Raw genomic sequence first — 18030 nt, forward strand, 5'->3', positions numbered from 1 at the left:
CTTATGAAGTACTTGGATTAATTCCCCTTTCCCTCTGCAGACGATACATTTCTTCAAGCCTGTCAATGGTCTCAACATCCTCAAGCGATTTATCATCCCTTACGTTCACAAGCCGGGGGAACCTGAGAGCATAGCCGGACTCATAATTGGTGCTCCTCTGTATTTCTTCGAATGCAACCTCAAAGATAACCTGGGGTTTAAGCTCTATTTTTGTACCGGATTGCACGACTATCAGGTCCGTAAAAGTTGCTGTCAGTTCAGAAAGCTGCTCGTCGGAAAAACCTGTAGCCACTTTTCCGACAGGCAGGAAACGCCCTGTCTTGGGATCGTGACATGCAAGGGCATACGAACCCATGAAATTGGTACGTCTGCCATAGCCCCATTCGGCACCTATCACAACCAGATCGAGTGTTTCCATGACAGGTTTCTTTTTGAGCCAGTTCTTCCCGCGTTTTCCAGGTGAATAAGGAGACTGGGGATTCTTGATCATGATGCCCTCATGACCTGCCCTGAGAGCTTCAGTATAAATTCCGTTGATTTCCTCGGCATCACTGGTAATTACCTGCCTGTCCACTTGAATGGAGTCGCCATTTTCCACACAGCTTTCAAGCAGTGATCTTCTTTTTACCAGGGGGACGTCTATGAGTCCCTCTCCGTTTAGATACATTATGTCAAAAATATTAATTGACAGTGGGACTTCCTTTGCGGTCGAATCGACATCGTATTTTCGCCTCAGACGTCTCAGGAGATCCTGAAATGCCCTCGGGCGGCCATTCTCATCCATTGCGACAGCTTCTCCGTCAAGTATGGCCGAGTCCGCATGAACATATTTGCCAATAGAGGCAGCAATTTCAGGCAGGGAACTGCTTATATCCTCAAGCTTGCGGGAATATAATGTCACCCTGTCGCCATCCTTGTGTATCTGCAACCTTGCACCGTCGAATTTCCACTCGATCGCTGCCTCACCTATGCCCGCAATTGCAGATTCGATAGTGGGAGCTATCTGTGCAAGCATCATCCTGATGGGGCGGTTCAATTGCAGACCAAGCCCTTCGACCGCCTCAGGCCCACCTTCCCTTGCCGTGCTTGCCACAAGTCCCATGTCGTTGGTCAGCATGAAGGCTCTCTCTACAGTAGCTACAGGAACAGTGAATGCTAATGCGATGGCGTCCCGTACTATTCCCTCACCGACACCTATCCTCAGATCTTCCACGGCGAGTCTGGCCATATAACCGACCTCCTCCGGGGTCGCGCAGTTAAAAAGATATTGCAGGTTCTTTATCTTGGAGGTCTGGGAACCCTTGCCCGATGACCTTGATATAGCCTGGAAACGTTCAAACACTTCATGTACAGATATATCGGGTGCTTCCTCAAGGAATGATGAGAATGTAGCCTGGCCCTTTGACTTTTTGGCAAGTGCTTTTACAGCGGTCTCACCTATATCGCCCGTGTCCCGTATAAGGCCTTCAATGTCACTCACAGAGAGCCCGGATGACCTGGCAAGAGCGGCATAGAGGATACCTGCGCCCACGCCCACTTCCCGGGAGCTCCATGCAGGGAACACTTCACCCATGACAAAATGAGTGACAATGGGGAGTTCCTCAGGACTTACTCTTTTTAGCAGCTCTGCAACCTGGGAGGTCATCTCCAAAGAGCCCGGAGTCGCCTCTATAATTTTGCAGGCCTGTGAAAATTCCCTGAAACTTGTCATGTCTACCGTAAAATATGTTGTTGTCGTAAAATATAATCTATGAAAGCTAGTTCTTGTAGATGTTTATAATATCACTCAGGATAGCACTTGCTGTTTCTATTGAGCCAGCACCTTTTCCGGTAATAGTGATGGGTCCTGCGAGATCGGTCTGTACCGAGAAAACATTCAGTGTGCCACCTACTGCAAGAGGATGGCTCAGTGGCACCAGTTTGGGTGCAACGTTGATCCTGCTGTCATTCACTTCACCTATCAGTTTGATGGCGAAACCGTCAGCATTTGCAAGTGAGAGCGCTTCAGGCGTTATCCTTGTGATACCTGTCACTGTCACATCCCTATAAGAAGCATTCATGCCGAAAATGGAATTGGCGACTATCACAAGCTTGGATGCTGTGTCGATTCCCTCTACATCATAAGTAGGATCTTTTTCCGCTATCCCAAGCTCCTGAGCCTCTGCAAGCATCTGTTCATAAGGCGCCTGCTCTTCCATCATCCGGCTGAGTATATAATTGCAGGTTCCGTTAAAGATCCCTTCCATGCTGATCATCCTGTTACCTGCGAGGACATCACATGCAAGGTTAATAACAGGCATCGCGCCACCTACAGTAGCTTCGAACCTGCAATGGGAGCCGGATTTTTTCGCGGCTGCGATCACTTCACCGTATTTGAGTGCAAGAGGGCCTTTATTGGAGGTAACCACATCCATACATCTCTCAAAGGCCGCCATCATGTTGATAAGACCTACTCCTCCAGTATCGATGTCTGTGGGAGTTGTCTCTATTACCAGCTCATGGTCCAGGGTCCTGATTATCTCAGTGCCTGACATGATCTCGCTCCCAACAGTACCTGTTTCCTTCTTTCTGGAGAGTGCAGATTCAAGGTCCACACCTTGATGATCGACCAGTGCGGTCTTTGAGTCTGCTATGGCAACTATTCTCATATCTATGCCGATGCTTTGCAAATAGTCATTCTTGTCAAGAAGAACCTGTGCCACACCCCGGCCCACTGCTCCGAACCCGATAATTGATGCGCGTATCGTTTTCATTAAATCATCCTCAGTTAATACCTATCGGTTCTATGACCAACAGGTCTTTCTCTTTAGCAATAGATTTAAGCAGTTCTATCGCGGCACTCATATGCTGTTTACTTACAGCATCGATTTTTAGGGAAGCGGACGAGGGCCTGTTAACCCGGGGCATTGACAGGTTAAGGTCGACAATTTCAGCATATCCCGTGTTGTCGACCTTATCAATGGTATCTTTTATGTCAGTGTGGACTATATGGCCAATAAGTATCACAGCGCCATGTTCAAGATATCTCTTCTCATCTACGCTCACCACACTGATCCCACTTTCTTCAAGAAGGGATATGATATTATCGAGATGATCGGGCTTGATCTCAAATACCAGATGCACCGGGATCTTGCCGCGGGGTGTTTTCTTTTCATGGTGATGTACAACGGATATCAGATTGCCCTTAAATTCAGAAACAGGCTTCAGTGCAAGGACTAACTGCCCCGGGATGTCTTTCAGTTCAAGGTCCATAGAAACTCGCATTTATACCTCGTAAGAGTCGATAAAATACTCTAAATGATTTCTGTATCCATAGGCATCAAATACAGTTATATATTTTGGTTTGGCCCTTCATCCATGATCACTTTAGGTTCGCCTTCACCGGTAACTGCAAGTATTATAACATTACCGCGACCCTTTTTGAACTTCTTCACTATGCCACGATTCTCAAGATCAGATATCATAAGGCTGACCTTGGCCTCCGAGTGCTTCAGGGAGCCCCTCAGTTCTTTCTGGGAAATACGGCCACCATGTCTTGAGATAATGCCAACCGTTTCCCGGAGATCATCCGGTAATTCAGCATACTTATCACTTGCACCAAAGGATACTCCATTAAATGAAGTATCCATAGTTCCCGTATCAACATCGCCTTTGCGATCCTTTGATAGTAAATACGCCCCGGCTGCCAATACCACTGTCACCATCACCAACAGGGCAATTACCCTGGACGAGAGTGGTCCACTATCCTGTTCGGAATTGCTTTCAGCAAGGTCGGCAAGTTCGTCGAGTTCATTAAACTCTGTCTCAATCAGATCAGACTCATAGTAAGTAGGGAGAAAAATGATATCTATTACATAATCCCCTGAACCGATTATCGTGATCTCTTCCTGAGCATCATAAACAAGTGTGCTATTACGATAATAACTAGCAGATATAACGTAGTTTCCCGGCGCCAGGTTGAATGAATACAGTCCATACCTTGCAAGCATGGACTGGGGAGGAGTGGAATTAACCTCTACGATGACATTCTCAAGAGGTTCGAATGTGCCCCATTCATAAATAACGCCATGTACAGTCGCCATATCAGATGCATGGGCAAAAGGGATACTACTAATAAAAAGTAATAAAAACAAAGTGGAAAGAACGTTTTTGATTATCACAGATTATATAATTACATAGTACTTGGATTTAATGCTTTCTAATAGACAATCTGAAGAGAGATGAAGTATTATCAAGCAAATAGAGCCATTATAATCCTTGTAACAGTAAGAATTCCCTGTAAAGGATGGCCTGAAGTAAAGTAAGCATATATGTTCCCCAGAGAATACGGAAATTGCATTAAGGCCCGGATCAGGACCAAGGCCCGGGCACAAAACACAATCTAATAATAAAAAGAGGAAATGAGAAAGAGGTAGAGTCATGAAAACATCACTTAAGTTTTTTGCATATTTTGCAATGGTACTTATGGTGGCAAGCATCCTTTCAACAGGAGCCCTTGCTGCATCTGATAACGCACAGAAGTCAGGCATCCAGGTCAAGGACAGGGATCGCGACATGGTCAACGCCAATGAGAGTGCCCTGCGCGAGCAGGCAGAAGGCCTGAATAAAACAACTCTTGTGAACAGGGCCAAAGAGAATAAGAACGTAAAAGCCGGTTATCTTGATGCCAGGGATAACTTCGTGAAGCTTAAGGCCACTGACAGGAACCTTGCTTCCGAAGAAGCCATTGAAGCTACAAAAGAATACCTGAACAACACTATTGACTACATGATCGACTCCCTTGACAGTGAAGAACATATCACAAAACTGGAACTGGAGAAAGAAAATGTCGCTGCAGCATCTACCAGGAAGGAACTTGCTGAAAGTGCAAAGGACATAAGAGATATCTGGAAGGATGCACGCAAGGACAGGGTAACCTCATCTGTAACATCTATCGATAACAAGTTCACTGCAACTATAAAGGCTTCTGAGACTATAGCCCTCCGCTTTGGGAATGAGATCGCACGTCTGGAAGAGGAAGGCGAAGATGTGACTGAGCTTGAAGAGATGCTTAATGAATACAATGCACTCATAGCTGAAGCAAAAGGACACCAGGAACAGGCTAGAAATGCATATACACGCGGTGAGGAATATAGTCAAATCGCCCAAAACATGAGTGAAGCAGGACAGAGCCTAAGAGAAGCAAACGCAGTCCTGAAAAATATGCTCCAGCAACTCAAGCAACACCGTGAGGGACTTGTAGTACTCAACGGAAATGAAACTCTCACAGCCGAAGGAAATGGGACGGCAGTACTCTCCGGGAACCTCAAGATGACATTCAGCACAAATGATGCAAAGCTCATTGTTAAGGATCTGGCAGGAGATGCCATCATTAACACCAGCGATGCATCTTACGGGTCATCTAACATCAACGCTGGTAACAGCGAGAGCAATAACAGGGCATTTGTCTTTGACAATCTCACTGGAACAATTACAATTGAAGGCAGCCGCCTTACAGTGATGCTCCGCGCAGAAGATATCTCACTCTCTGTTGAAGGGGAAGGAACAGCAGTTCTCTCGGGCGAGGGCTCCTATGAACTCAACGGTGTCAGTAAAGAGTGGGCAAAGCAAGATGATGAAGAGAATGAATCTGATGAGAGCTCCGAAGAGTCAGGCGAAAATGAAGATGATGACGACTCAGGAAACGAATTTGGAAATAATACTTCAGAAGGGAATTCTTCCGTTTCCGATAACCTGACCGTTATCTGATGGCAAAAAGGGGGATGAAAAATTAATGCTAAAAAATAAGCATATTCTAATAATGGGTATTGTAGTGCTCGGCCTGATCGTATCAGGCTGCGCCGACAATGAAACACAGGGAGATGACATCATAGCTGAAAATACAAGTGATGCGGATTTATCCGAAGTAGACGCATTGTTAAGCGAAGAGAGCATCGGTGTCACTGACCCAGAGATCGTGCAGCTTGAAGCTGAGATGGCAGAGCTTGAAGCACTTATAGGCGAGATGGATGCGGAGAATATCGTAGTAGAGGAAATATGAGCACAACCTGCTCATATCTTTTTTCATAAGCACTGCTGCACATAATTAGTACATGTTTTAGAAATATAGTTACTTGTAGAACTTGTCATTGGGAACCTTTATATAGATGAGCAAACAATTATATATCGATTATGAGAACATATGAGAACATCTCTACGAGGTAAAAAATGGGGAATATGCTTAAGACAACGTTACTGCTGGCCACACTGACAGGTCTTCTGGTCATCGTAGGCCAGATGGTTGGCGGGACTTCTGGAATGATAATTGCCTTCATATTTGCCGTTATCATGAACTTTGGTACTTACTGGTACAGCGATAAGATAGTCCTGAAAATGTACCGCGCACAGGAAGTGACAGCTGCAGACTATCCGGACTTATACGGAATTGTGCAGAAACTTGTACTTCGTGCAAACCTTCCCATGCCCAAAGTGTATATAGTTCACACATCGATGCCCAATGCATTTGCAACCGGAAGGGATCCACAGCATGCTGCAGTTGCTGCAACTACAGGCATACTTGACTTGCTGAATGCAGAAGAGCTTGAGGGTGTCCTTGCACACGAACTTGCACACGTCAGGAATCGTGACACTCTGATCAGCGCCATTGCAGCAACAATAGCTGGTGTTATCACAATGCTAGCCACATGGGCCCAGTGGGCAGCCATTTTCGGCGGCATCGGAGGAAGGGATAGTGAAGGAAGCGGAAATATCATAGGGTTTATCGCGCTCGCAATAGTAGCACCCATTGCTGCAACAATAATCCAGCTAGCCATCTCAAGGTCCAGGGAATTTGCTGCCGACGCAGAGGGTGCACGCATATCGCAGAAACCATGGGCTCTTGCAAATGCACTGGAGAAACTTGAATACGGGTCTACCCACTACAGAGAAAGAAAAGGGGACGTACAGGCATCCCAAAGCACTGCACACATGTTCATAGTGAACCCCTTGAAGGGAAGCACCCTCATGAACCTGTTCAGGACACACCCGGTCACCGAAGAGCGCATTAAGCGCCTTCGTGCGATGTAAATATCCAATCAGAAACTGAAGAGGCTCACCTGACCGGGCTCGATCAGGTGAATTACCTCTACTTCATTTTCTTCCAGTTTTATGGAAAGATAATGTCTGTGACATCCTTTTGGGCTTTTTTCTGCGCACATGAGCACTACCCTTCCACCTTCTTTATGAACATTAATTATGTAGGCTAAAAGTTTTGCAAAACTGTTCCTGAACTCATCGGTCCCCATGTATTCTATATATGTGGAGTCACGCATTCCTCCAACTCCTTCACAGTGCGTATAGATAATATCATTCAGGGGAAGAGACCTTTCCAGCGATTCCCTATTATAATCATCAAATGTTGACTGAGGATACCTCCGGATATCGACAAGGTTGGTTATCCTGTTCTGAGCAAGCATCTGCACAAAATCATCAAAGGACCTGTTGCCATATCCTATGCTGTAACATTGAGTTTTTCGCACCATCGTAAGATAATAGTATTTAATCTAATTGAATACATCGAAAGGAGGGCACCACGGTGACACCAGGCAACATCCATGACAAATATTATTGGCATTAAAGGCATACAATATATTCTTTTTCATCATTTACATATCATGTTTCTGATCCATAATAGAAAATGTAAATGTGCTTCCTTTCCCCTCCTCACTTTCCACCTGGATCTTGCCACCATGCATCTCAATAAATCGCCTGACAAGCGCAAGTCCCAGACCTGTACCCCCATATCTTCTTTTGTTTGATGCGTCGACCTGCATGAAAGGATCGAATATCTCTTCAGACCTATGTGCAGGAATCCCTATGCCAGTATCTGAAACTGATATTTCGATGATGTTATTGGACCTTATGGCGATGACTTTGACCTTGCCATTATCCGGAGTGAACTTGATAGCATTGCTCAACAGATTGTATATGATCTGCTTGAATTTTAGTTTGTCAGCAAATATATACGGGTCCTGGATATCATCCATTATATCAACATCGATACCTTTCCTTACTGACAGCGGATACAGTGATCTTTGAACCTCGGCAAGCAACTCCGAAACAGAGATGTCCTCACAATCGAGTTCCATTTTACCTGCTTCGATTTTTGATAGGTCCAGGACATCGTTGATAACTTCAAGTAGGTGTTTGCCGCTTCTCAGAATATGGTCAACATATTCGATTTGCTTATCATTCAGTTCACCAACACTCTGCATACTCAGAATATCTGAAAAACCAATCACAGCTGTAAGAGGTGTGCGTAGTTCATGGCTCATGTTCGCCAGAAACTCGGACTTGATGCGGCTGTTCTCTTCAGCCATCATTTTGGCTTCGACCAGGGAATACTCAGCCTTCTTCTTTTCAGTAATATCACTTGCAAAAACAAGATAGCGAGTCTCTGAAAGCTTGATAGCGTCAATCCTCATCCAGATTACAGCTCCGTCTTTACGCACAATGGATTGATCATCTGAAGCATATCCATTGCTTTCGAGGCCCAGGAACTTTTGATAATTTTTCATCTGGAACTCAGTGGATAGTATATCGCTAAAAAGAATTCCGATCAATTCACTTTCCGAATAACCTGTAAGTACGCTGGCAGCTTTGTTGACCTCAAGAAAATGACCCTTTTCATCAAGTATGAAGATACCGGATGGTGCACTTTCAATATAGTTTCTGAACTTCCGTTCACTTTCACGCAGCGCGTCTTCTGACTCTTTGCGACCGGTGATGTCATGATAGTTCAGAAGAACTCCTCTTATAGCAGGATCGTGCAGGAGATTAGTGGCAGTGAATTCCATCCATTTGTAACTTCCATCCTTACAGCGATACCGGGATTCCGCAGATACTGTAGAGCCAGGGTCATCGAGTAGACTTGCAAAGACCTCCCGTATATGAGAAAGATCATCCGGATGGATGTTCTCCCATGTAGAGCTCCCAACAACATCTTCTGGTTTCCAGCCGAACCATCTCTCAATATTGGGGCTTTTGAACCTGTTAATACCATCCTTGTCAATGATTGCGATAACATCGGCGATATTTGAAATCATGGCACTAAGTTTGGCTTCGCTTTCCCGTACTGCTGCCTCTGATTGTTTCTGTTCGGTAATGTCCCTGAACTCTACGGCACGAACCTGTTTTCCCTTGTATGGAATATTTCTTGCTTCCAGCCTGATCGGATACTCTGTGCTGTCCTTGCGAAGACCTACAGCTTCATAAGGTTCCTCGAAACCAGAGAGTATGTTACTCATCACTTTCTCGCGGGAAACTTCAGCTATCAGAAGCAATCCATCCATCCCGACGAGTTCTTCAAGAGTGTAACCCGATAGTTCGGAAAGGCCCTGGTTGCAATCCAGTATAAGTCCCTTATAATGGATGGCGATACCCCCAAATGATGCATTGTGGAGTGCCTTGAATCGCTCTTCACTTTCTTTAAGTGCCTTTTCCGAATTCTTGCGATGGACAGCTTCACCGATACCGTCAGCCACAACCCGAAGAAGCTTGATATCGTCCTCATGCCATTGCCGGACACTAACACAATCATCGAACCCGACGAAACCCCAAAAGTCCGGCCCCGAGAATATTGGCAGAATCAAGACCGAAAGTATGCCTTGTTCTGCAAGGATGGTCCTGTCCGGTTCATCAAGTTCCTCTACTACATGTGCATAGTGCTGTCCTGACTGCAATGTTGCAAGGAGTGTAGTAGATCCCTCACTGTATGGTAGATGCTTGAGAACAGGATTATCTATTTGTTCAGTGACGCCATCACCAACAATCTCGTATATCTGGGACATGCAAAGGCCAAGCTTGGAATCCTCCTCATTCTGGAATATATAAGACCTACTATCATCTGCAGTACGATGGAGTCGTCCCAGTACCCCCGGCAATATTACATCCAGGTCTTCCGGCTCAAGCAGGAAGCGCATACATTCTACGGTTGCGAGCTCATAATTAAGTCTTCTTTTAAGATCATCTTCAGCTTTCCTTCGTTTATCCTCGATCTCGAACTTATAGAATGCAAATCCCAGATCATCTGCCACTTCATTGAAAAGATGTTGTTCTTCTTCAAGATAAGCATATTCAGGTGAAACAGAAACTGTCAGAACGCCATATAAACTATTATTGTATTGCAGAGAACAGCACATAACAGCACTTTCGGGACATTCATGCGCTAAAAGACAACCTGAACAAGTCTCAGCAGGTTTGCTTATGATTGTGATCTGTCTGGTTCCAAGAACAGTTCTCATACATGCAGGGAATATACCCTGGTCCAGTTGTTTGCTGAATGCCTGGAAACTATCACCATAACCCGAAGAGGTTGTTGATATTACAGCCCCTTTCGCATCAAGTGCCGCAATCCATGCATTATAATATCCCAGGGTCTCGGTCAGATTCTGGCAAGCTTTTAATATAAGTTGTTCGGGATCATTTTCCTTAGTAATGAGCTGGTTCACATTTCTAATTCCCAGAAGCACTTCTTTCAGATGGCATTCACGTTTCTCAGCCAGCTTGTGTTTTGTGATATCCTGGAATGAACCGATGATCATTTTGACCTTACCATTCTCAATAACAGGTTTTCCTATTGTCCTGACCCATTTAGTGTTACCTTTTGCAGTTAGCATTTCCAGTTCAAGGTCATAAGGAATTGCATTTATGATAGCCTCATTTGTAGCATCGGTGATTTTCTGCTTCGATACCTCTGTGTAAAAACTGAGACCTCTCTCCACGTTAGTTGGATCAAGAGGGTCCATATCGTGGATACGGGCAACTTCAGCAGTCCAGGTACCCTCCAAAGTTTGTGCATCATATTTCCACCCCCCAACTTTGGCCATTTCCCCTGTACGTTTAAGCAGATCCAGTAGATACTGATTTGTTTCTTCTGCAAGCTTACGTTCAGTAATGTCTCTTGCAATGCTCAGGATAACTTGTTTCCCCTTATAGGTCACCAGACTTGATTTTATCTCCACATAGATAATCCTTCCATCTTTAGCAACATGCGTCGTTTCAAATATCGGATTCTGGTCTGTCTTCATTCGACCAACCAGACTTTTTACCTCTTCCGGGCTTAATGTGCCATCAATGTCTTCGGGTCCCATAGAAAGCAGTTCATCTCTGGAATAACCCAGAGCATCGGTGACAGCATCATTTACATCTATGATGCGACTATCAAAGTCAATAACCCATACCGTGTCAATCATCCCATTGACCACTGTCCTGTATTTCTCCTCACTTTCACGAAGTTCTTCCTTTACTTCGAAAAGAGCGTTCTGCGACTTTCTGAGTGATTCGGTCCGCGGTTTCAGGTATAGATACAATAGCGACCCGGTGATGAGTACAAAAGTCCACCCTTTATAGGTCTGAAGTTTGGAGTAGAGGGCCATATCGAAGGCGAACAATCCCAGAAAAGTGTCAGACAATATGATCCAAGCACTAGCCAGAAGAAGATACAAAACAGTAACTCTTTGAATCATCGTTATATTTTTTTCGGCTCTGGCTTGCCCGTCCATTTTACTACCTCGTCTATATCCACTATAAGTTTATATTCAGATGAACATATAATCAAATTATAGTATATTAGTATGCATATATATTGATTGGGATATATAAGTCGCCACCATACGAAAACCTTACTATCATTAATTACTCTGCTATAATAACTATTTTTGCTAGCTGAGGTTCTAATGCATAATCTTTAAAGGTACTTATTTTATAGGATTAGGTGCAATCCAGTGCAAATATACGTATGTGCACACCATCGCTATATGCCAGAATGCAACAATGATATAAGCATTGATGCTTGTGAAAATGCACTCCAATGCAAATAGTGATGTCGTTTTAGGAAAAAGAGGATAAAATGAAAGTATCTGCCGGCATCTCTAAGATTAATGGTGAAGTATTTGCACCGTCTTCAAAAAGCTATACTCATAGAGCCATTGCTATCGCGTCACTCTCAGAAGAGTGCGTTATTCATAGGCCACTCCTGTCGGCCGATACACTGGCAACTGTAAGGGCCTGTGAGGCCTTTGGTGCGCGTGTTGACATGCAGGGGGATAGACTTGCAGTCCACGGATTCAGGGGAAAGCCAAATTTACCTGATAATGTTATCGATGTTGCGAATTCCGGTACTACTTTGAGATTCATGACAGCCATTTCAGCTGTAGTAAAAGGCACGACGGTACTGACAGGTGACAGCTCCATCAGGACGCGCCCCAACAAACCCCTCCTTGAAGTACTGAATGACCTGGAAGTAGAGGCATTTTCCACCCGTGACAACGGATGTGCGCCAATTGTGGTAAAAGGTGGACTTAATGGTGGCACTGCTATGATAGATGGGTCCATCAGCTCCCAGTTCATATCTGCTTTGCTCATAGCCTGTCCTCTCACAGCCAACGATACGGTAATCTCCATAAAAGGCAATCTTAAGTCCAGACCATACGTGGATGTCACAATCGAACTTCTAAGACAGGCGGGTGTGAAAATAATCGTAAAAGAGAATGGTAATATTACTTTCATCATCCCTGCAGGCCAGAAGTATAATCTCAAAGAGTATACGGTTCCAGGCGATTTCTCATCAGCTTCCTATCTGCTCGCGGCAGCGGCCATCACAAGGTCCTCTGTCGTGGTCAAGAACCTCTTCCCCTCAAAACAGGGCGACGTTGAGATCATCGATGTGCTTAGGCGCATGGGAGCTGACATATCATGGAACATGGAAGAAGGCATCGTGAGCGTGGCAGGGAACAGGAAACTCAAAGGCACCACATTCGATGTCGGAGCCACCCCTGACCTGGTGCCCACTATTGCAGTGCTGGCAGCATGCGCAGAGGGTGTCACTGTGATAGGAAATGCCGAGCATGTCCGCTACAAGGAGACAGACAGGCTACATGCGATGGCAGTGGAGCTCACAAAAATGGGAATCAATATCAAAGAAGAAAAGGACAGCCTCACAATAACCGGAGGGGAACTGCACGGTGCCGAGGTACACGGCTGGCATGATCACAGGATAGTGATGTCACTTACAATTGCCGGCATGGTGGCAGGGAACACTACGGTCGATACGGTCGAGTCTATTGATATATCCTACCCGGAGTTCTTTGAAGATATGAGATCCATCGGAGCAGACCTGAAAGTATCCGGAGGTCCGAAAGATAATTAGAAAAATAAAAAGTGAAGGGAATTACCCTCCATTCACTTCCCGGAATACGAGAACTCTGAAGCTCTGCGGGAGCTGATGGCCTTCTTTCTCATGTAATCAGGAACCACATCCTTTTCGACCACTGCCCGTGATGTGCCTATACCCACCACAATGACCTTGGTCTCAACAGGCTCTTCTCCTTCCCTGATGGAAAGTTCTTTCCTTGTGACTTCTATTTCCACCTCGCGGGGAGAATATCCAGCTGCCTGCATATAGTCCATTACAAGTTTCTTTGCTGTGATGATTGCGTATTCAATGGCTTCCAGATGTTCGGGGAATATGTACCTGCCATCAGGGGCGAACACAAAGTATTTCAGAACCTCCTTTGCATTCTTCAGTTCTTCCAGAGTTACATCCTCACCGGTTATAGGGGCAAAATCCCTCTTAACAAGTATTTCCACACGCTTGATGCCTTTACCTACAAGGGCACCTACTGCATTACCAACACTGGAATATTCGGGAACCACTATCTGAGCATCTATGAGCTTTTCCATCTCTTCCTTAAAGGCACCTACAGGACCGCCCAGCAGTACGACAGGAGTTTCTATTTTAAAGCGAGTGAAGTTCTCACCGGAGAGAATCCGGTCAACAACAGATTCGGGGATGCCTTCCACCAGATACGAGATAAGGTCGTGAGCCATATTCTTTGCTACCTTCCGCCTCACCTCGGAGCAGAACTCCTCTTTCGTCATTTTTACAAACTTTGAAAGCCTCTCAGCGCCTATGATCGATGCTTCTGCATCCCATAGCCGGAATTCACCAAGCACATGCAATGCGTCGGTAGGTGTGAATGCGATTGCCTGAACAAGACGTTTCTGGATAAGGCTGTCCAGTGATCTGACCCCGGGCTGCTTCTTAAGCCGGAGGAAGAGTTCATGATATGATATCGGCACGCTCTGTATGGCATCATATACTTCTTCCTCGAACCTGTTCAGTTCCAGTGGTTTTGTAGCTGTCCTCACAAAGAACTTAGTAGGCTGTACGTTCTCGCAGAACAGCTTTCTGGAAGGTGCCTTGCACTCCTGGAGTTTGGTCATAAAGCCCGGATACTCGACTGCGGCACGGCAGAGCGGGATAACTCTCCGGGGTCCTATGAACATCCGCTCATCATGAACCCATACATGGCTGTCACCACCTGTTGCAGAGGTTTCCATTTTTATGGCTTTCACCATGGTCTTCCAGCCCCCGACAACAGCTCCCTGGTCGCTGAGCTCTGGGATACCGTTTCTGATAAGTGCGACATCGGTGCTTGTACCTCCTACATCCACCATTGCACATGTGTCATATCCTGTGAGGTACGCTGCGCCTACAAGACTGGCAGCAGGTCCTGAAAAAATAGATTCAATGGGTCTCTCAAGTGCCTCTTCCATACCAACGACCGAGCCGTCACATTTGAGCATGAGAAGGTTAGCATCAATGCCCCTTGAACTGATATCCTGCATAATGGACTGGATGAACTTATGCGTAATGGGGAGTAGCTGAGCGTTCAGGTAAGCAGTTATGGAACGGTCATATGCTCCCACTTCCTGTGAAAGTTCGTGCCCGCATACTACCGGCAACCCTGTAAGATCCCTGATGATCTTCTTCACCCTGAGCTCATGATCCGAATTCCTGTTGCTGAAAAAAGAAGATACTGCAAACGCTGCAACATAATCTTTTATTTCCATTGCGAACCTTTTAACCCCTTCCTCATCCAGTGGCGTAGCTTCCTCTCCATTACTGGTATGTCCTCCGTTAAGCTGCACGTAGTACTTTGCGGGAAAACCTTCCTTCGGGATCACATAATCCCCTACCAGTATCACACCCACAGGGAAGCCGGTATCCTCAAGTATGGTATTTGTGGACAGGGTCGTTGAAACAGAGACCAGCTTAACATTTTTCACATAATCAGGCGTCAGTTCATCAATCACTTTTTTAATACCGTTTATAGGATCAGGATATGTAGTAAGTACCTTGGCAGATTCCACTATTATCCCATCCGAGTCACGAACTATAACAGCGTCCGTAAACGTTCCACCTGCATCGATTCCCAGACTGTATTGCATGTTACGCACTCCTTGAAAAATAGGCATAGTAGGTTACATTCAGAAAGTATATCAAAAACAAGGGTTTTGCAATATTTAAGCATTACCAATAACAATGAATAAGAAAGAAGGTATCAGAAATCTGTGTTCATGAGTTGTTTACTTCAGACGCGGATTAACGCAGATTCACACCGATGAAATCTATATTCATGGATAGTGTTATCCGAAGACTGCCAGAAAATGAGTACAAAAAAGAAAAGAGGAGCAGGCAAAAAGCCTACTCTTGTTCTACTGTTGTTTACTTTGCAGGGATGATGAGTGATCTCTCACCAGCTGGTTCGAACTCTCTGAGAGCTCCCCTACCGAATTCCTTCCTTGGTGCAGTGAAGTCAAAGGGCAGGAGTGCATCTGCGAAACAGACCTTGATCAGTGGGTTGACTGCAAATGCGTCTCCACGGCCTGCGTGTGCAGCGGATGTGATACCTGCGTATCCACCCTGGTGTCCTACGTTCATTGCGTAGTTGGGGTAGTTTGGTCCACGGAGCTCAAGAGCCAGACCTTCGTCGGACTGGTAGGACAACACATTGGTTGCACCACACTGGTCCTGCAGGTCGTAACCGAAGAAACCGAGTCTTCCGAGTGCTTCCTTGTGCAGGTACATAGAGAGGTACCATGCAGAAAGACCAGCATTTCCATTGCCTGTTGCAATTGATGTTGCGCAACCTGCTGCTGCGGAAAGGCTTGTTGCTCTCTGTGATCCACCGAAGTGGTCTTCGAGTGTTGTCGGGTACTTCTCGTAGTTCTCAATACCGTAGATGGTGGACTCTGTTGCAATGTCCTTAACAACTTCGAGGGTTGCCTTGACCTTGTTGTCCTTACCGGTGGTTGCTGCACCATCGTACTTGTCATTGATGTAGTCTACATCGTAGTAGAGGTTGTCATCAAGGATGTTGTTGGTGTATGCAGCTGTTGCGTATTGTGTGAAACCTACTCCACCAGACATGTATGATCCAAGCCAGATCTGGTCATAGAGCATACAGCCTCCGCCTACTACCTCAAGAGCGACCTTTGCAGGGTCTTCAGGTGTTACACGGCTGGTCTGGATGATATCTGCGAAGTGACCGAAGGATATTCCACCAGGCTCGTTTGGACCACGTGCACGTCTTGCAGGGAGCATCTCACCCATTGAGAGCACACCTGCGTGCTTTGCTGCATATGAAAGGTCAGCTACTGCTGCTTCACCGGCACACATGCTGTATGCGGAGATGAAGGACATACCGACTTGCATGGCCATCCATCTGCTTGTCTGTGCACCATCTGTTGTTCTGCTGACAATGGTTGGAATGTGGGCTGCCTGCCAGCTTGTCTTTCCAATAGCTGCCTTGATTGTCTCTGCCTGTTCTGCAGGGAACTGCTTGTTGATGTCGATAAGGAACTGCTTGTCAATCTCATCTGCAAGTTCATCGTCACCTGTGAACACCTTGACGTAACAGTCATCTACAAGCGCAGGGTGAGTTTCGACCATGTGCTCCTGAACTACTGCTCCGCCTGGGAGTGCGTGGTTGAGGGTCTCAAGGTAGTGGTTGATAGTTTCTGGTGTGACTTCGATACCGAGTCTTTTCTCGAGTGTCTCGTGTGCCATGTCCATACCAACGACCACAGTCCTTCTGATGTCGTCCCACATCTGCTGCATTGCAGCGTTGTTGACGTAGTGAAGATCATCGATCTCGACCATCATGTCCGTACCGGAGATGAAGGAGGGGGTAAGTGCTCTCTGACCGAGTGGGATACCACCGCAGTGCATCATTGGATTGTAACCGACAAGTCCTCTCTTCTTTGAGATTTCCTGACCTGCCTTTTTCATTTCCACTTTGCGGGGATTCTGTTCGACACCGAGTCTGTAATACTTACCGACCATATCAGTGATCTCACCACCCTGCATCTTGTTGTTTCCATGTTCCTGTGTGAACTTGATTTCCATGTGTTTTGCAAACATCTTCTTTCTGTCATTTGCCATTATCATCACCTCATTTATTCAGGCTTGAAGCCGTAGATGGTTCTCTGGTCGAATACTCTGTGGACCCATTCAATGACTTCCTTGTCATCTCTGAATGCGACATTGTCAACACGGTAAATGGTTGTCCTCTTTGCGGCTTCTTCCTCTGACATTGGCTTTCCGAGGTTGACCTTCTTATCGATTGGCCTTCCTACCTGGTCCTTGTGCATTATGACGATGTTGCCTTCTTTCCTGCACCTGTCGAGCATGTCGAACATCAAGCCATCTTCCGGAAGTCTCAGTGAGTGACCGTGGACTGTTGCGCCCCTCAGGCTTGCAAGTGCCGGGTCGGTCATCTCTGTCTCTATCTGGAACTTTGCAAGCTGTTCCATGTCTCTCTCACGAGCCTCAACGACCTGACGGCCGGAGAGTGTTCCTGGGTCGACACCTCTGAAGTTGATAGCTGCTGCGTATGATCTGAAGTATGGGGTTGCAGGTGCGTTGTACATTGAGTCAACGAACTGTACGTACCTTACTCTGTCACCGGCCTTTGCGCCTGGTGTTGCTTCTACGAGCTGCCTCACGGAGCAGTCTGGCTCACCCATTTCTGCAAGTGGTGGGTGGGTGCTTGGGTAGTCACTGCCTGGTGCACGGTGTCCCAGTATAAGAGTCAGGTCATCGTCGGAGATGTCTCTGAGCTTCTCCACATTACCGGACATGTGCTTCCTTCTGTTTTCTGCAACGGATGTTGCTCCTGGATAAAACTGTGGTTTATATACCATAAT

General features: G+C 46.0%; 13 protein-coding genes. 4 read left to right on the forward strand and 9 right to left on the reverse strand.

The annotated features are described in order from the left end of the window. Position 1: 1 nt before the first annotated feature. From QZZ22_RS11845 to QZZ22_RS11860, 4 genes are all read right to left on the reverse strand, one after another. Positions 2-1711 (reverse strand): ATP-dependent DNA ligase, encoded by a 1710-nt coding sequence (locus QZZ22_RS11845; protein ID WP_292465128.1) that lies wholly within the window; start codon positions 1709-1711, stop codon positions 2-4. 46 nt (positions 1712-1757) lie between these two features. Further along, complete coding sequence (locus tag QZZ22_RS11850) at positions 1758-2753, reverse strand: homoserine dehydrogenase (protein WP_292465129.1); 996 nt, start codon at positions 2751-2753, stop codon at positions 1758-1760. Between the two features lie 10 nt (positions 2754-2763). After that, a complete protein-coding gene (locus QZZ22_RS11855; RefSeq protein WP_292465131.1) occupies positions 2764-3264 on the reverse strand; it encodes an amino acid-binding protein in 501 nt (166 codons plus the stop codon). 65 nt (positions 3265-3329) lie between these two features. Then, positions 3330-4082, reverse strand: coding sequence for a hypothetical protein (locus tag QZZ22_RS11860; protein WP_292465133.1), 753 nt, complete (start codon positions 4080-4082; stop codon positions 3330-3332). A 337-nt stretch (positions 4083-4419) separates the two neighbouring features. Between QZZ22_RS11860 and QZZ22_RS11865 the strand changes: the two genes are divergently transcribed. From QZZ22_RS11865 to htpX, 3 genes are all read left to right on the forward strand, one after another. Then, entirely contained in the window at positions 4420-5748 is a 1329-nt protein-coding gene (locus tag QZZ22_RS11865) for a hypothetical protein (protein WP_292465135.1), read from the forward strand. Between the two features lie 25 nt (positions 5749-5773). Further along, the gene (locus QZZ22_RS11870) at positions 5774-6040 is read left to right on the forward strand and encodes a hypothetical protein (protein ID WP_292465138.1); all 267 of its coding nucleotides are present in this window, start codon (positions 5774-5776) and stop codon (positions 6038-6040) included. Positions 6041-6207: 167 nt separating this feature from the next. Further along, entirely contained in the window at positions 6208-7065 is an 858-nt protein-coding gene (gene htpX / locus QZZ22_RS11875; RefSeq protein ID WP_292465140.1) for a zinc metalloprotease HtpX, read from the forward strand. 8 nt (positions 7066-7073) lie between these two features. Here the strand turns inward: htpX and QZZ22_RS11880 are convergent, their stop codons facing one another. Continuing rightward, on the reverse strand, positions 7074-7520 hold the full coding sequence (locus tag QZZ22_RS11880; RefSeq protein ID WP_292465142.1) for a DUF488 domain-containing protein: 447 nt from the start codon (positions 7518-7520) through the stop codon (positions 7074-7076). A 123-nt stretch (positions 7521-7643) separates the two neighbouring features. Then, entirely contained in the window at positions 7644-11483 is a 3840-nt protein-coding gene (locus tag QZZ22_RS11885) for a PAS domain S-box protein (RefSeq protein WP_292465144.1), read from the reverse strand. A gap of 404 nt (positions 11484-11887) precedes the next feature. On the opposite strand from QZZ22_RS11885, the gene aroA reads away from it, so the two are divergent. Continuing rightward, the gene (aroA, locus tag QZZ22_RS11890; protein ID WP_292465146.1) at positions 11888-13186 is read left to right on the forward strand and encodes a 3-phosphoshikimate 1-carboxyvinyltransferase; all 1299 of its coding nucleotides are present in this window, start codon (positions 11888-11890) and stop codon (positions 13184-13186) included. Between the two features lie 32 nt (positions 13187-13218). On the opposite strand, the gene QZZ22_RS11895 is transcribed toward aroA, so the two are convergent. From QZZ22_RS11895 to mcrG, 3 genes are all read right to left on the reverse strand, one after another. After that, entirely contained in the window at positions 13219-15270 is a 2052-nt protein-coding gene (locus tag QZZ22_RS11895) for a hydantoinase/oxoprolinase family protein (RefSeq protein WP_292465148.1), read from the reverse strand. 277 nt (positions 15271-15547) lie between these two features. Next, positions 15548-17266 carry a coenzyme-B sulfoethylthiotransferase subunit alpha gene (mcrA, locus tag QZZ22_RS11900; RefSeq protein WP_292465150.1) on the reverse strand — a complete coding sequence of 573 codons (1719 nt, stop codon included), beginning with the start codon at positions 17264-17266 and terminating at the stop codon, positions 15548-15550. Between the two features lie 14 nt (positions 17267-17280). Continuing rightward, the gene (gene mcrG, locus QZZ22_RS11905; protein ID WP_292465153.1) at positions 17281-18027 is read right to left on the reverse strand and encodes a coenzyme-B sulfoethylthiotransferase subunit gamma; all 747 of its coding nucleotides are present in this window, start codon (positions 18025-18027) and stop codon (positions 17281-17283) included. Positions 18028-18030 lie beyond the last annotated feature (3 nt).

Origin of the sequence: Methanolobus sp. (assembly GCF_016278365.1) — an archaeon.
Lineage (GTDB): Archaea > Halobacteriota > Methanosarcinia > Methanosarcinales > Methanosarcinaceae > Methanolobus.

Bases quoted from the DNA above. Each gene is read 5' to 3' on its own strand.
- QZZ22_RS11855 (WP_292465131.1), bottom strand. From the start codon at position 3,264: ATGCGAGTTTCTATGGACCTTGAACTGAAAGACATCCCGGGGCAGTTA.
- QZZ22_RS11870 (WP_292465138.1), top strand. From the start codon at position 5,774: ATGCTAAAAAATAAGCATATTCTAATAATGGGTATTGTAGTGCTCGGC.
- QZZ22_RS11845 (WP_292465128.1), bottom strand. From the start codon at position 1,711: ATGACAAGTTTCAGGGAATTTTCACAGGCCTGCAAAATTATAGAGGCG.
- QZZ22_RS11865 (WP_292465135.1), top strand. From the start codon at position 4,420: ATGAAAACATCACTTAAGTTTTTTGCATATTTTGCAATGGTACTTATG.
- mcrA (WP_292465150.1), bottom strand. From the start codon at position 17,266: ATGGCAAATGACAGAAAGAAGATGTTTGCAAAACACATGGAAATCAAG.
- mcrG (WP_292465153.1), bottom strand. From the start codon at position 18,027: ATGGTATATAAACCACAGTTTTATCCAGGAGCAACATCCGTTGCAGAA.
- QZZ22_RS11880 (WP_292465142.1), bottom strand. From the start codon at position 7,520: ATGGTGCGAAAAACTCAATGTTACAGCATAGGATATGGCAACAGGTCC.
- QZZ22_RS11860 (WP_292465133.1), bottom strand. From the start codon at position 4,082: ATGGCGACTGTACATGGCGTTATTTATGAATGGGGCACATTCGAACCT.
- QZZ22_RS11850 (WP_292465129.1), bottom strand. From the start codon at position 2,753: ATGAAAACGATACGCGCATCAATTATCGGGTTCGGAGCAGTGGGCCGG.
- QZZ22_RS11895 (WP_292465148.1), bottom strand. From the start codon at position 15,270: ATGCAATACAGTCTGGGAATCGATGCAGGTGGAACGTTTACGGACGCT.
- htpX (WP_292465140.1), top strand. From the start codon at position 6,208: ATGGGGAATATGCTTAAGACAACGTTACTGCTGGCCACACTGACAGGT.
- aroA (WP_292465146.1), top strand. From the start codon at position 11,888: ATGAAAGTATCTGCCGGCATCTCTAAGATTAATGGTGAAGTATTTGCA.